The organism is Pseudacidovorax sp. RU35E, assembly GCF_900156165.1.
Taxonomy (GTDB): domain Bacteria; phylum Pseudomonadota; class Gammaproteobacteria; order Burkholderiales; family Burkholderiaceae_C; genus Xenophilus.
The window spans coordinates 255,477-267,944 of sequence record NZ_FTMY01000007.1 but is presented as its reverse complement, the minus strand read 5'-3'; the positions used below and the strand labels follow the sequence as shown (position 1 = coordinate 267,944).

Genomic DNA, 12,468 nt, shown 5'->3' with positions numbered 1-12,468 from the left:
ATGGCGGCCGTCAAGACCTGGCAGGTGGCCGTGGTGCTGCTCACGCTGCAGGCCCGTGAAGCCGACTCGAGCCTGACGTTCAACGAAGGCGCGCTGGCGGCCTGGGTGCCGTCGCTGCGCAGCACGTCGGCCGCGCGCGCCGCCATCCACGCCATGCTGCGCGCCAAGCTGATCGAGCTGGCGCCGCAGGCGGGGGTGGCGGACACGGCGCCCCTTCAATACCGGCTGACCTCGGCAGGCTGTGAAGCCGTGCAGGGGGCCAAGAAGCTGCTGCCGACGCTGCACAAAGCTGCGCACGGCCCCATGACGCCTGCCGACCAGGTGGAACCCTTCGCGGGGCGCCTGTGGCGGCTCCTGTGCATCCGCAAGGTGCTCACGGCGGAGGAGGCGGCCAACCTGCTGCTGGACGCGGGCGAGGACGTCGGCCGGGCGCGCACCCGTGCCAGCGAGCTGCTGCTCGCCTGGTCGCGGCAGTGCCCGCTCGCCATCCAGGTCAGCGACCGACGCATCAAGGGCGCGAAGCGCTACGGGCTGACCGTCGACCTCGGGCCCACGCCGCCGGATCTGCGCGCCAGAGGAAAGGGCCGCACGCTGTGAGCTACACGCAGGAGCCCTGGTTCATGATCCTGGTGGATCGCTGCCGGGCCATGAAGCACTTCGAAGTGGCGGAGCGGTTGGGCATCAGTCGAGGAACGCTGAGCGTGGTGCTCAACGCCAAAGCCAAATACGGCAGCGGCGAGGCGAGCACCGCCCGCATCGCTGACAAGGTGATCCACACCTTCGGGCAGTACGCCTGCCCGTACCTCACCGCCGACTCTGGTGATGGCGAGCCCGTCGTCATCACGGCCGACCGCTGCCGGGCCTATGCATGGCGCGGCGCGCCCACCAGCAACCCGCGCGAGATGCAGCACTGGCAGGCGTGCCAGAAGTGCCCGCACAAGGCTGCCTGCGCGCCCGCGCCGGAGCGCGAAGTTAAACCGCGCAAGCCAAGGGGGGCGGAGTGATGCCCGCCATCCACATCGAGCGGCCTCGGCTGGCCTGGATCAAGCGCCGCGCGCGCCGGCTGATGCGCTTCTACGGCATCGACCGCCGCATGGCCATCGCTGACGCGCACCGCGACTACATCGACTTCGTGCTGCCCGGCGGCGCGCACCTGACGGCTGTCCGCGGAGGTCGGCTATGAGCGCGACCCGCTTCCCTTTCGAGCCCGGCGCCGTGGTGGTCTACCGCTGCAGCCGCTGGGCCCGCCTGGCCCACCGCCTCCGGGTGCTGCTCGGGAGGGCTGGCTGATGGCGAACGCGACCGAGCGCACCCGCCAGGTATGGCTGCATCTCCTTCGTGCCGGCGGCTGGTGGAGCGTGACCGAGCTGCTGGCCGAGAACCGCGCGTGGCGGGAGTTCGGCACCCACCTGGGCAACGCGATGCGCAACCTGCACAAGTCCGGCTGCTGCCAGCGAAGGCTCGCAGAGGGCGGGCTGCACTACGAGTACTGCGTGACCCCGCAGTGCACGGTTCTCCAGGGCGTGACGCTGCTGGAGCTGATGGAAACCATTCACTGAGGAGGCGCCATGCCTGATCCGAAGACTGAAGCCGAGGTGGCTGCACTGATCGACAAGCTCGGCGCCTGCCTGCAGGACCAGCACCACAACGTCGCCCTCAGCACGCTGCTATCGCTCTATCGCACGGTCGCCGTGCAGCACCCGTGCTGCACGCAGTCCGCTGCCAACACCGCCATGACGGCTGCGATGCAGATCGCCATGGCCGCCCGAGGGACCGCGCCGTCTGGCGCACCCATCCACTGATCCACCACCCCGAAAGGAAAACGCATGAGCAAGAAAGACATCCCCCCGGGCTACTGGGAAGACGCCCGTGGCGCCTATATCCCGGTCTCCAAGATCAAGGCCATCGACAAGGACCGCACGCAGGTCGTGGAGGCCCTGGTGGCCATGGCGAAGGACGAGCAGGCGAAGCTCACCGCGTTCAAGTTGAACACGATGGCGGCCGTGCAGGAGTTCATGGAGCGCAGCCTGAAGGAATACGACACGAAGTGGGGCGGTGCCAAGGGCAACGTGACGCTGACGACGTTCGACGGCCGCTTCAAGATCATCCGATCCATCCAGGACACGCTAGTCTTCGACGAGCGTCTGCAAGCCGCCAAGGCACTGGTGGACGAGTGCATCCAGGAATGGAGCAAGGGCAGCAAAGCGGAGATCAAGGCGCTGATCAACGACGCGTTCGACGTCGACACGTCCGGCAAGATCAACACCGGCCGCGTGCTGGGTCTGCGCCGCCTCAAGATCGACGACGAGCGCTGGCAGCGCGCCATGGATGCCATTGGCGACTCCATGAAGGTCGCGCACAGCAAGCCCTACATCCGCTTCTACGAGCGCGACGAGCACAGCGGCGAATACGTCGCCATTGCGCTCGACCTGGCCTCTGTGTGACGCCATGACGCTCGGCACCTTCGCCAGCTACGCGCTCACCTTCGGGTTGGGCGTGGTCGTGGGCATCGTTCTTCTCTGCTTCTGTTTCGGCGCCTTCGGGCGCGGCAAGGAGCAGGGCGAATGAACGCCCTATTCCACATCGAGACCGCGTGCAGCCTCGCCCAGGTGCGGCTGCGCGTCGACATCGACCGGCGGACCCTGCAAGCCCGGCTTGCGACGGTGGTCGAGTTTGCCCAGGCCCGGGCGCGGCTGGGCATCGGCCCGGTGGTGCTCAGCCGCGCCGGCTACGTGGAGCTGCCGGGCTTCATCCGATGCCCGGAATGCGGCGGCCCGCTGGCGGCCGATGTGTTCGAGCACAACGTGGACACCGGCATGCCCGACACGTTCGGAGTGCACCTCTGCTGCACCGAGCTGCAGGAAGAGCTCGCGGAAGCGCGTGCGACCGACACCGTGCCCATCTGGAACCACAACTTCCTTCCCTTCCAGTGGGCCGCCATCAACCGCCTCGCGACCGAATGGCTGCAGCGCAACGTGAGGGTTGCACCGTGACGTATCTCGAATGGATCGAGACGCTGGGCGCTGTGCTCGGAGCTGCCGGCGCGCTGCTGCTCGCCCTCAATAGCCGCCACGCAGGCTGGGGCTTCGTCCTCTTCCTGGCCAGCAATGTCGTCTGGTGGGTCTTCGGCCGCGAGACGGGCCACTGGCGCCTGCAGGCGCAACACCTGGTGTTCTCGATCACCAGCCTCATCGGTATTTGGCGCTGGCTCATCCAGCCGCGTCTGGCTGCCGCAATGCAATTTCTCGAAGAGATCAAGGGCTGACGCGATCAGCCCAGCAGGAGCACCCATCATGAAGATCCAAGTCGAACTAAATCTGGAGGCGGCGGTCGCTGCGGCCATCGCGCCGGAGAAGCTGGCACCCATCCTCGACAAGCACCTCACCGAGGCCATCACGTCGGCCATTCGCGACGCCACGGGATGGGATAGTGAGTTCCGCAAAGGGCTGCAGGAACAGCTCCGCGGCATGTTGCCCCACGGGCTCCGACTGGACGACGTCGCCAAGTTTCAGCATGTCCTCAACGATGCGCTGACCAGCCTCGTGGGGAGCATGAACGCAGAAGCGGTTAAGACGGCGCTGAAGAAGGCCGCCGCCGACGCGCTGCCGGAAGTGCCTTCGGTGGTGAAGCTGTCCGAGCTGCTTGAGGAGGCCAGAGGTGGCTTCCACAAGGGAAAAGAGGAGGCTTTCTATGCCTTGTGGGAACCCGCTGAGCACGGGGGTGGCGGCCACCTCTATCTGCACGACGAAACTGGCTCGTCAGCGCTGTTCCATTCCCGGACGATGAGTAAGTACGACGCGAAGGTCCAGCTTGCCGTCACGCGCGAAGGCGAGGTTTACGCTCTTCGTCTGCGAGACAAGCAGGTCACCCCGGCGTCCCGACCTGACGTGATCAGCGGCTTCGACGCGATCCTGATGTCGATGTACGTTGGGCGCACGCGCCTCGATGTGGATCTCGACGAAGACGACGTGTCGCGCGCCGCCGAGCCGCACGATGACTGAGGGCCAGACCATGACCGCTCGCCCAGACATCCTCACCGCCGGTGGGAACTACTTCAACTTCCTGGCGCCGGCCCAATCCGTCTTCGACATCACCGACATCGCCGCCGCCCTTTCGAAGCTCTGCCGTTTCGGCGGCCACACCCGTCGCTTCTACTCGGTCGCCCAGCACAGCGTGCTGATGTCGTACTACGTGCCGCCTGCAGATGCCTATGCGGCGCTCATGCATGACGCGGCCGAGGCCTTCGTGGGCGACATGCCGCGCCCGCTGAAGGAGTTGTTGCCGGAGTACCGCCGCCTGGAGAAGCGCGTGGAGGCCGCCGTGATGGAGCGCTTCAATGTGCCGCTGCCGCTGCCCGAGAGCGTGAAGTACTTCGACCGCGTGATGCTGGCCACCGAGCAGCGCGACCTCATGCCGCCCCACGACGACGAGTGGCCGCTGATCGCCGGCGTTGCGTGCCTGTCCATCACCATCACCCCCTGGGCGCCGCAAGAGGCCTACAACCTCTTCCTGGGCCGCTATGCGCAGCTGCGCGGGGAGGCGTCGGAATGACCCCCGATCAGGCCCTCGCCAAGATCAAGAAATGCCTGGCTGTTGCCCGGGGTAACAGTCCCGAGGAAGCGGCCGTCGCGTTGAACCAGGCGCGCAAGCTAATGGATCTGCACGGCCTGACCGAGCGGGACGTCAGCCTGGCCGACGTGAACGAGGTTCGCGTGAAGGCCAGCCACAAGTCCGCCACCCAATGGGAATCGCGGCTCGCGCAGATGATCGACGAAGCCTTCGGCTGCGATCACTTCATCAATGTGAAGCGCAGTTTGAACGCTGCCTTCAACGTGGTGACCACGCGCTACTTCGTCTATGTGGGCCTGTCCGAAGCGCCAACGCTTGCCGGCTATGCACACGAAGTCCTGTCGCGCCAGTGCGCCCGTGACCGCCTGGCCCACATCGCCAAGCAGCCCCGCAACTGCAAGCCGGCGACGAAGACGGCGCGCGGCGACGCGTTTGCGGAGGGATGGGTCTATCGGGTTGAGGACAAGCTGGAAGCCTTCGCCCAGCCCGAGCGCAATGCCCAGTTGCTGCTGGACTACATGGAGGCGAAGCACCCGGACATGACCACCGAGAAGGTGCGGCAGAAGAAGCTGAAGCGCAACCCGGACGCCGGCCATTTCATGGCGGGCATGTCGGCGGCAGAAAGGGCCCAGCTCAACCGCGGTGTGGGTGCCTTGGCGCCCAAGGGGTTACTGACATGAAGACCGCCCTCGCCATCGTCGGAGCCATGTACCTGACCGCCTGCATCCTCGCGAAGCTCGGCTATGCCGACATGCAGGTTTGCTTCGCCTGGAAGGGCAGCTGCAGCGCGGTTTCCTCCCCGTCCCAACCTCTTCGCCGGAGCACGGTATGAGCGACCACAGCACCATCGAGTGGACGGATGCCACCTGGAACCCGGTGACCGGCTGCAGCCTGGAGAGCCCGGGCTGCAAACTCTGCTACGCCATGAAGCTGGCCGGCACGCGCCTGAAGAACCACCCCAGCCGAGCCGGTTTAACCACGATGACCTCGGCCGGCCCGGTATGGACCGGCGAGATCCGTGTGAACGAGGGCTGGATGGAGCAGCCCCTGCAGTGGACCCGCCCGCGCATGATCTTCGTCTGCGCGCATGGCGATCTGTTCCACGAGGAGGTGCCGGACGCCGTCATTGACCGAGTGTTTGCGGTGATGGCGCTGGCCCGTCGCCACACATTCCAGGTGCTCACGAAACGCGCTCGGCGCATGCGGCAGTACTTTGCGCATCCTGTGCGCGAGGCGCTGATCGGTAAGCAGATCGCCCAGCTGGAGTTCGCGTACAGCGGCAATCCGATGAGTGTGTGGACCGGCCTGCCGCTGTACAACGTCTGGTTGGGTGTCAGCGCCGAGGACCAGCGGCGCGCGGACGAGCGTATCTCTGAGTTGCTCGACGTGCGTGCCGCCGTGCGCTATCTGTCCCTGGAGCCGCTGCTCGGCCCTATCCAGCTCAACGCGCAGTTGCTCACGCGGGTCGAAACGGGTTCCCAGGCTGGCCAGCGGTTCATCGACTGGGTGATCGTGGGCGGCGAGAGCGGTCAAGGCGCTCGGCCGATGCACCCGGACTGGGCGCGCAGCCTGCGCGACCAATGTCATGCCGCCGGCACCGCCTTCTTCTTCAAGCAGTGGGGCGAGTGGATGCCGCGGGGCCCGGAGTCTTGGGGCTATCCGCTGATCGACGGCGTTCCACGCGTTCGACTCACGGACACAGGCGAGGACGGGAGCGACTTAGGCTCCGGCGGGGACCACCATGTCTGGATGCAGCGCCCAGGCAAGAAGGCCACCGGCCGACTGCTTGACGGCCGCACTTGGGACGAGATGCCGAATGCGGCTGGAGGCGTCGCGCCATGCTGACGCCCCAGTTCATGCTGGCGCTGGCCGCCAAGCTGGTGATCGACCTGTTCGCTGGCGGCGGCGGTGCGTCCACCGGCATCGAGCAGGCCCTCGGCCGTCCCGTCGACGTGGCGATCAACCACGACGAGGACGCCATCGGCATGCACGAGGCGAACCACCCGCAGACCCGGCATTTCCGCGCCGACATCCGCGAGGTGGATCCGCTGGCGGTGACCCGCGGCCAGGCCGTGGGCCTGCTGCACGCGTCGCCCGATTGCACCCACCACTCCCAGGCCCTGGGCGGCCAGCCGCGCAAACAGGAAATCCGCTCCCTCGCATGGCAGGTGCTGCGCTGGGCGGGCAAGGTGCGGCCGGACGTGATCACGCTGGAGAACGTGGAGCAGATGCTGGTCTGGTCACCGCTGATCGCCAAGCGCGACCCCACCACCGGCCGCGTGCTGACGCTCGACCGAGTGCGCGACCCGAAGACGGGCAAGCTCGTGCACCGCGTGGCCGAGCCTGGCGAGCAGGTGCCGCGCGGCAATCAGTTCCTGGTGCCCGACCCTTCGCGCAAGGGCCACAACTGGGAGCACTTCGTCGGGGCGCTGCGCTCGCTGGGCTACGTGGTGCAGTGGCGCGTGATCGTCAACGCCCAACTGGGCGCCCACAGCACCCGCAAGCGTCTCTACCTGGTGGCCCGCTGCGATGGCCTGCCCATCACGTGGCCCGAGCAGACCCACGCGAAGAAGCCCACGGGCAAGCTCAAGGCCTACCGCCCTGCCGCCGACTGCATCGACTGGAGCATTCCCGGCCGCAGCATCTTCGACCGCGAGAAGCCGCTGGCCGAGGCGACGATGCGCCGCACGGCCTATGGCCTGCGCCGCTTCGTGCTGGACAGCGCCGATCCCTTCATCGTACCGGCCTGCTTGGTCCCGGTGACGCACAGCCGGGACACGGCCTACAGCACCAAGGAGCCGCTGCGCACCATCACCACGGCCAACGGGGGCGAGACGGCCCTGGCGGTGGCGACGCTGATCCAGATGGGATACGGCGAGCGGGACCGCCAGGCGCCGCGCGCGCTCGATCCGCAGCAGCCTCTCGGCACCATCGTCGCGGGAGGCGGGAAGTTCGGCGTTGCCGCCGCCACGCTGGTGCAGATGGGGCACGGCGAGGGAGCTGCAGGCGGCGAGCGTTGGAGCTACGGCGTCAACGACATTCGCGGCCCGGTGGGCACGATCACGGCCAGCGGTGCGGGCCAGGGCCTGACAACGGCCTACCTGGTGCAGGCGAACGGCGGGTTCAACGCCACACACGCGCGTGACGTGCGGGAGCCGCTGTCCACCGCCACCACCAGCGGCAGCCAACAGCAGCTCATCACCGCGGAGCTGCGCCACGGCCTCACCGAGCACGAGGAGGCGGGCGCGCTGCGCTGCGCGGCCTTCCTGATGCGCTACCACGGCACCGGGGGCCAGTGGGCAGACCTGCGCGACCCGATGACCACCATCACCACGCACGACCGCCTCGCGCTGGTGACCGTGTGGCTCAAGGGCGAGCCATGGGTGATCGTGGACATCTGCCTGCGCATGCTGGTGCCGCGCGAGCTGTACAACGCCCAGGACTTCCCCCCGGGCTACATCATCGACCGCACGGCTGACGGCAAGCGCCTCTCCGCCAAGGCACAAGTGCGCATGTGCGGCAACAGCGTCAGCCCGCTGCCCATGCGCCTGATCGTGGCCGCGAACTACAGCGACTTCCACGAGAGCCGGAGGGCCGCCTGATGCCGTTCTATCGCCTGGGCAACGGGATCGTGCACATGAAGGGCTCGAAGCTGCCCGCGCCCTGCGCTGCCCGCGTGCTGATCGAAGGGAAGGAGGCCGCGTGCCTCGCCCCCAGCGGCTTCCTCTGCGATGGCCCTTCGAAGTCTGGCAAAGGGACGTGCGATGCCGCCATGTGTGAGGGCCACGCGACCCAGGTCGGACCCAACAGCCACCTGTGCCCCAGCTGCCGCACAGAGGCCGTGGACGAGATCGGGCAGCGCAACCTCTTCACCCACTTGGTGCAACCATGAGCAAGCGATTCACCTATCGCCCTGACGGGGCGTTCGGGCCCGACGTGATCGACCATCAGACCGGACGGTGGATGAGCATGGACCTGGCGCGCGACTTCGCCGCCGTGGTCAACGACGCAGTGTCGCCCGAAGGCTGGGTGTTGGTCCCGAAGGATCCGGCTACGCCGCTCCCGGACTACGACGAATGCGCACGCCAAGCCACCGAGGCGACCGGCCTGCCTTCTCAGCATCCCTCGCCCTGGTTGAGCATCTTCATCCGCGAGATCAGCAGATGGTGCGAGCACCGGGCGCTGGACGACAAGTTGAGCGCGCGCGCCCTGCAGCTGGCGGACCTGCACATGTTCGAGTTGCTCCAGGCGCATTGCAGGGCCGGCGATTCGCATCGCTTGGTTCTGGCCCTGATGGATGAGTCGGGCCGCTCTGTCGTGCGCACCCTGGAGGAAGCCGATCCGGTCATCGTCCAAGCCTTCGAATGGCTCACCGAGCGGCAGTACGTCAGTCTGGCGAAGGATGGTGAAGGGGAGTACATCGAGGTGCACCGCCGCCCGGGCGAGGAGTGAAGCATGAGCAAGCTTGCCCGCGATAACCGCAACGCTGACCTCGCCCGGATCCACATGGCGAAGGCGCAGCTCGGCATGGACGATGCCACGTACCGGACGGTGCTGATGACGCAATGCGGCGTCAGCAGCGCCCGCGACCTGGACCACGCCGGCCGCCAGCGCATGCTCCGCTACCTTCAGACGCAGGGAGCAGCCCCAGCGAAGAAGCGACCCTTCGGCCAGCCCGAGAAGATCGAGTGGCTGTGGAAGAAGCTGGGCGAGGCGCAGCGCATCCGTGACGCCTCGCCCCAGGCCCTGCTCGCGTTCATCGCCCGCGTCACCGGCACGGGCTATTCCCACGCGCGCTTCCTTCCGGTTGCCGACGCCACGAAGGTGATCGAAGCCCTGAAGGCCATGCTTAACCGACCGAAGGCGGACGCCCGGCCATGATGGACAAGACCGCACCGGCCGAAGAGCTGCTGCCCCCGCTGCTGCAGCAGTTCGTGCGCCTGATCGGGTTGCCGGCGACGCTGCGCTTCGTGGAGCAGTACGGCGGGGTGCGCGTCTACATCCCGGCTGAGGCCACCGCCGAGCATCCCTTCGCCGAGCTGATCGGCCTGGACAACCTGCGGGCACTGTGCGCCGAGTTCTCCCAGGACGGACACGGCCTGCGTTATCCGATGCCGAAGGCGACGGCCGCCCTGACGGCAGTCCGCAACGCCCGGATCCGGGAGGAGTACAAGCACCGGACGGCGCGCGAGCTGGCCCTCATCTACCGGCTGACGGAGCGGTCCGTGGAGCGCATCGTGGCGGGCGCCGACCAGGCGTCCGACCTGCAGGCGCAGCTCGATCTGTAGGTTTAACTCGGCCCCGGTTAACCTCCAGCGCGCCGAGTTAAACGTCCGACCTCAGCCCATGCCCGGACGCGGTATCCCACCCAAAACGGCCCCACGCGGGCCGTTTTTCATGTCCGACCTTGAGCGAGGTCGGACGTCTGGTCACGGCGGGGCAGGGTCCGGTAAGTCTTTGACACGTCTGGTTTTTCTGAGGTCGGACGCTAAACGGGGCGTCCGACCTCAAACGTCCGACCTTGGCACCGGTGTGGCGGCTGAGGCTGGCGGCCGACTCCAAAGGGCTGCCGAGCGGCTTTCCCCAATGAAATCAGGCCTCTGGACGGCCCGGCCCGTTCCGGGCTACCCTGGCCCGGCCCGCCCCATTTCAGGCCCACAGCGGCCGTTCTGACGCCTCGGGCGGCCCAAATCGGCCCAATCTGCCAAACGGCCCGCCGACCCGGCCAACCTCACGTAACCCCGCGTCCCGATTCAGGTTTCCCAATTCGCCGACCTCCATCCGGGTCTGACAAAACGGTCACCTCCCCACATGGTGGGGCGAGGACTTCCGCGCCCATCCCTGCTTCTGGTCCGCAACCATGAAAAAAGCCGGCGGGTGCCGGCTTGTCTCGAGGCCACGTGATGGGGACACCGCCCCCGCAGGACGTTACTGCGGCGTCGGATCGGTGATGAAGCCGATCTTGCGCACGCCGGCCCTCTGGGCAGCGGCCATGGCCGTGGCCACACGCTCGTAGCGCACGTCCTTGTCGCCGCGGATGTGCAATTCGGGCTGCGGGTCGCGAGCGCCCTCGGCCGCAAGACGCGAGACCATGGTCGCGTCATCGACCTTTTCCTGATTCCAGAAGTAGCTGCCGTCGGCGGCCACGCTCAGCTGGATGGTCTGCGGCTTGGTCTCTTCGCGCTCGTTGGTGGCGCGCGGCAGGTCGATGTTCACCGCATGCTTCATCACCGGCACGGTGATGATGAAGATGATGAGCAGCACCAGCATGACGTCCACCAGGGGCGTCATGTTGATCTCGTTCATCACGTCGTCGGTGTCGTCCTGGGTTCCGAAGGCCATGGCGTCAGCCCTTCTTCAACGGCAGGATGGTGGCGGCTTCGCCATTGGCATGCACCCGGCCACCCGTCACGAAGTAGGCATGCAGGTCGTGGGCGAAGCTGTTGAGCTTGTTCAGCACGAACTTGTTGCCGCGCACCAGCGCGTTGTAGCCCAGCACGGCGGGAATGGCGACCGCGAGCCCCAGCGCCGTCATGATCAGCGCCTCGCCGATCGGGCCGGCCACCTTGTCGATGGTGGCCTGGCCTGCAGTGCCGATGCCCAGCAGGGCGTGATAGATGCCCCAGACCGTGCCGAACAGGCCGATGAAGGGCGCCGTCGAGCCGACGGACGCCAGGATGGCCAGGCCGCCTTGGAGGCGCGCCGTGAATTCGTCGATGGCATTGCGCAGGCAGCGCGTGATCCAGTCGCTCACGTCCAGTGCATCGTGCAGGTGCGCCTTGGTGTTGCGGTGGTGGGCAGCGGCCTCGCGGCCCTCGAGCGCAAGCACGCGGAACGGGTTGCTGTCGTCCTTGCCCAGCTTGTCCAGCGCTGCGGCGAAATCCTCGCTGTGCCAGAAGTTGCCGGACTGTCGCGCCATGCGCTTGTAGCGCACGATGTCGATGGCCTTGAGCAGGATGACGATCCAGGATGCGAGCGACATGCCCAGCAACAGCAGGGCCACGGCCTTGGTGACGAAGTCGCCTTGCGTCCAGACGTGCATCAGGCCAAATTGGGAATCCATAAATACTCCTGCGGAAGGTTCAGTTGTTGTGCAGCGTGAAGTTGAGCGGCGCGTTGTAGACGTACTCGGAGGCGGGCGGCGCGCCCGCCGGACGTCGGATCGCGATGCGCGACTTGAGTGCGGCCTCTCGGGCGGCACGGTCCAGCCTTTCATAACCGCTCGACGTCACGACCTGGGCCTGTCGGGCGACGCCGTTGGTATCGAAGGTGATGCGCACGACCACCATGCCCGACTCGCCAAGGCGCTGACTCATCGGCGGGAAGGCCAGGGGCGGCGCAACCAGCCATTCGGCTTGCGCGCCCGTGAGTTCCACGCGTGACGGTGCCGGAGGAGCCACCGGCGCGGGCGGAGCGACCGGGGCCGGCGGTGCGGGTGGCGCGGGTGGTTCAGGCGCCGGCGCCGTCACCGGCGGGGGTTCCACCGCGCCCGTCGGGGCATTGGGAGCCGGCACGGGCTTGGTCTCGCGGATCGCCACCGGGCGAGGCGGTGGCTTGGGGGTTTGCTTCTGTGGAGGAGACGGCGGCGGGGGCGGAGGGGGCGGTGGTGGCGGCGCCGGCCGAGGCGGCTCGATGATCTGCGCCAGCAGTTCGACTGGCACGACCACCTCGGCGGCCTTGCGGATGAGCCCGCTCTGCAAGGCCCACAGCGCAGCGGCATGGAAGAGCACCACGCCGCCGACGATCAGGGTCGTGCGGGAGACGCCGAGTGGGGAAGAGGAGGGGGAAGAGAATCGGCTCGACACGGTCAACCCAGAAAGACAGCCCGGCGCGAACGTGGCGCCGCTGAGCGTAGATCAGAAATAAGGGATCTAGCGGCGCAATACCCACCAGACCGAG

General features: G+C 67.3%; 21 protein-coding genes. 18 read left to right on the top strand and 3 right to left on the bottom strand.

Features of this window, described 5'->3' with window-relative positions; genetic code table 11:
- From BXA03_RS14855 to BXA03_RS14775, 18 genes are all read left to right on the top strand, one after another.
- Positions 1–597, top strand: a complete 597-nt coding sequence (locus tag BXA03_RS14855; protein WP_076509139.1) for a hypothetical protein — start codon at positions 1–3, stop codon at positions 595–597.
- A gap of 23 nt (positions 598–620) precedes the next feature.
- Positions 621–1,004: a hypothetical protein gene (locus BXA03_RS14850; RefSeq protein ID WP_076509349.1), complete on the top strand. Its 384-nt coding sequence runs from the start codon at positions 621–623 to the stop codon at positions 1,002–1,004.
- Entirely contained in the window at positions 1,004–1,183 is a 180-nt protein-coding gene (locus BXA03_RS14845; RefSeq protein ID WP_076509136.1) for a hypothetical protein, read from the top strand. Before BXA03_RS14850 ends, BXA03_RS14845 begins: the two co-directional genes overlap by 1 nt.
- 106 nt (positions 1,184–1,289) lie before the next feature.
- Positions 1,290–1,559: a hypothetical protein gene (locus tag BXA03_RS14840; RefSeq protein WP_076509133.1), complete on the top strand. Its 270-nt coding sequence runs from the start codon at positions 1,290–1,292 to the stop codon at positions 1,557–1,559.
- A gap of 9 nt (positions 1,560–1,568) precedes the next feature.
- Positions 1,569–1,802: a hypothetical protein gene (locus BXA03_RS14835; protein WP_076509130.1), complete on the top strand. Its 234-nt coding sequence runs from the start codon at positions 1,569–1,571 to the stop codon at positions 1,800–1,802.
- Between the two features lie 24 nt (positions 1,803–1,826).
- Positions 1,827–2,444, top strand: a complete 618-nt coding sequence (locus tag BXA03_RS14830; RefSeq protein ID WP_076509127.1) for a DUF3164 family protein — start codon at positions 1,827–1,829, stop codon at positions 2,442–2,444.
- 120 nt (positions 2,445–2,564) lie between these two features.
- Positions 2,565–2,993 (top strand): hypothetical protein, encoded by a 429-nt coding sequence (locus BXA03_RS14825; protein WP_076509125.1) that lies wholly within the window; start codon positions 2,565–2,567, stop codon positions 2,991–2,993.
- Positions 2,990–3,265 carry a hypothetical protein gene (locus BXA03_RS14820; RefSeq protein WP_234983694.1) on the top strand — a complete coding sequence of 92 codons (276 nt, stop codon included), beginning with the start codon at positions 2,990–2,992 and terminating at the stop codon, positions 3,263–3,265. Before BXA03_RS14825 ends, BXA03_RS14820 begins: the two co-directional genes overlap by 4 nt.
- A gap of 28 nt (positions 3,266–3,293) precedes the next feature.
- The gene (locus tag BXA03_RS14815; RefSeq protein WP_076509119.1) at positions 3,294–4,001 is read left to right on the top strand and encodes a hypothetical protein; all 708 of its coding nucleotides are present in this window, start codon (positions 3,294–3,296) and stop codon (positions 3,999–4,001) included.
- 10 nt (positions 4,002–4,011) lie between these two features.
- Positions 4,012–4,551 (top strand): YfbR-like 5'-deoxynucleotidase, encoded by a 540-nt coding sequence (locus BXA03_RS14810; protein ID WP_076509116.1) that lies wholly within the window; start codon positions 4,012–4,014, stop codon positions 4,549–4,551.
- Positions 4,548–5,249, top strand: coding sequence for a DUF7168 domain-containing protein (locus BXA03_RS14805; RefSeq protein ID WP_076509113.1), 702 nt, complete (start codon positions 4,548–4,550; stop codon positions 5,247–5,249). Before BXA03_RS14810 ends, BXA03_RS14805 begins: the two co-directional genes overlap by 4 nt.
- Entirely contained in the window at positions 5,246–5,401 is a 156-nt protein-coding gene (locus tag BXA03_RS26880) for a hypothetical protein (protein WP_159444723.1), read from the top strand. The genes BXA03_RS14805 and BXA03_RS26880 overlap by 4 nt, the downstream gene beginning before the upstream one ends.
- On the top strand, positions 5,398–6,414 hold the full coding sequence (locus BXA03_RS14800) for a phage Gp37/Gp68 family protein (RefSeq protein ID WP_076509111.1): 1,017 nt from the start codon (positions 5,398–5,400) through the stop codon (positions 6,412–6,414). The genes BXA03_RS26880 and BXA03_RS14800 overlap by 4 nt, the downstream gene beginning before the upstream one ends.
- On the top strand, positions 6,408–8,171 hold the full coding sequence (locus BXA03_RS14795; protein WP_076509109.1) for a DNA cytosine methyltransferase: 1,764 nt from the start codon (positions 6,408–6,410) through the stop codon (positions 8,169–8,171). The genes BXA03_RS14800 and BXA03_RS14795 overlap by 7 nt, the downstream gene beginning before the upstream one ends.
- Positions 8,171–8,461 (top strand): hypothetical protein, encoded by a 291-nt coding sequence (locus tag BXA03_RS14790; RefSeq protein ID WP_076509106.1) that lies wholly within the window; start codon positions 8,171–8,173, stop codon positions 8,459–8,461. Before BXA03_RS14795 ends, BXA03_RS14790 begins: the two co-directional genes overlap by 1 nt.
- Positions 8,458–9,021 carry a hypothetical protein gene (locus BXA03_RS14785; RefSeq protein WP_143476318.1) on the top strand — a complete coding sequence of 188 codons (564 nt, stop codon included), beginning with the start codon at positions 8,458–8,460 and terminating at the stop codon, positions 9,019–9,021. Before BXA03_RS14790 ends, BXA03_RS14785 begins: the two co-directional genes overlap by 4 nt.
- Before the next feature lie 3 nt (positions 9,022–9,024).
- Positions 9,025–9,450 (top strand): regulatory protein GemA, encoded by a 426-nt coding sequence (locus tag BXA03_RS14780; protein ID WP_076509101.1) that lies wholly within the window; start codon positions 9,025–9,027, stop codon positions 9,448–9,450.
- On the top strand, positions 9,447–9,857 hold the full coding sequence (locus tag BXA03_RS14775) for a Mor transcription activator family protein (protein WP_234983693.1): 411 nt from the start codon (positions 9,447–9,449) through the stop codon (positions 9,855–9,857). Before BXA03_RS14780 ends, BXA03_RS14775 begins: the two co-directional genes overlap by 4 nt.
- A 640-nt stretch (positions 9,858–10,497) precedes the next feature.
- Here the strand turns inward: BXA03_RS14775 and BXA03_RS14770 are convergent.
- From BXA03_RS14770 to BXA03_RS14760, 3 genes are read right to left on the bottom strand one after another with little or no spacing between them, the layout of a single operon-like run.
- A complete protein-coding gene (locus BXA03_RS14770) occupies positions 10,498–10,911 on the bottom strand; it encodes an ExbD/TolR family protein (RefSeq protein WP_076509099.1) in 414 nt (137 codons plus the stop codon).
- Between the two features lie 4 nt (positions 10,912–10,915).
- Positions 10,916–11,632 carry a MotA/TolQ/ExbB proton channel family protein gene (locus BXA03_RS14765; RefSeq protein ID WP_076509097.1) on the bottom strand — a complete coding sequence of 239 codons (717 nt, stop codon included), beginning with the start codon at positions 11,630–11,632 and terminating at the stop codon, positions 10,916–10,918.
- A 19-nt stretch (positions 11,633–11,651) separates the two neighbouring features.
- Positions 11,652–12,374 carry an energy transducer TonB gene (locus BXA03_RS14760; protein WP_234983692.1) on the bottom strand — a complete coding sequence of 241 codons (723 nt, stop codon included), beginning with the start codon at positions 12,372–12,374 and terminating at the stop codon, positions 11,652–11,654.
- Between the last annotated feature and the right edge of the window lie 94 nt (positions 12,375–12,468).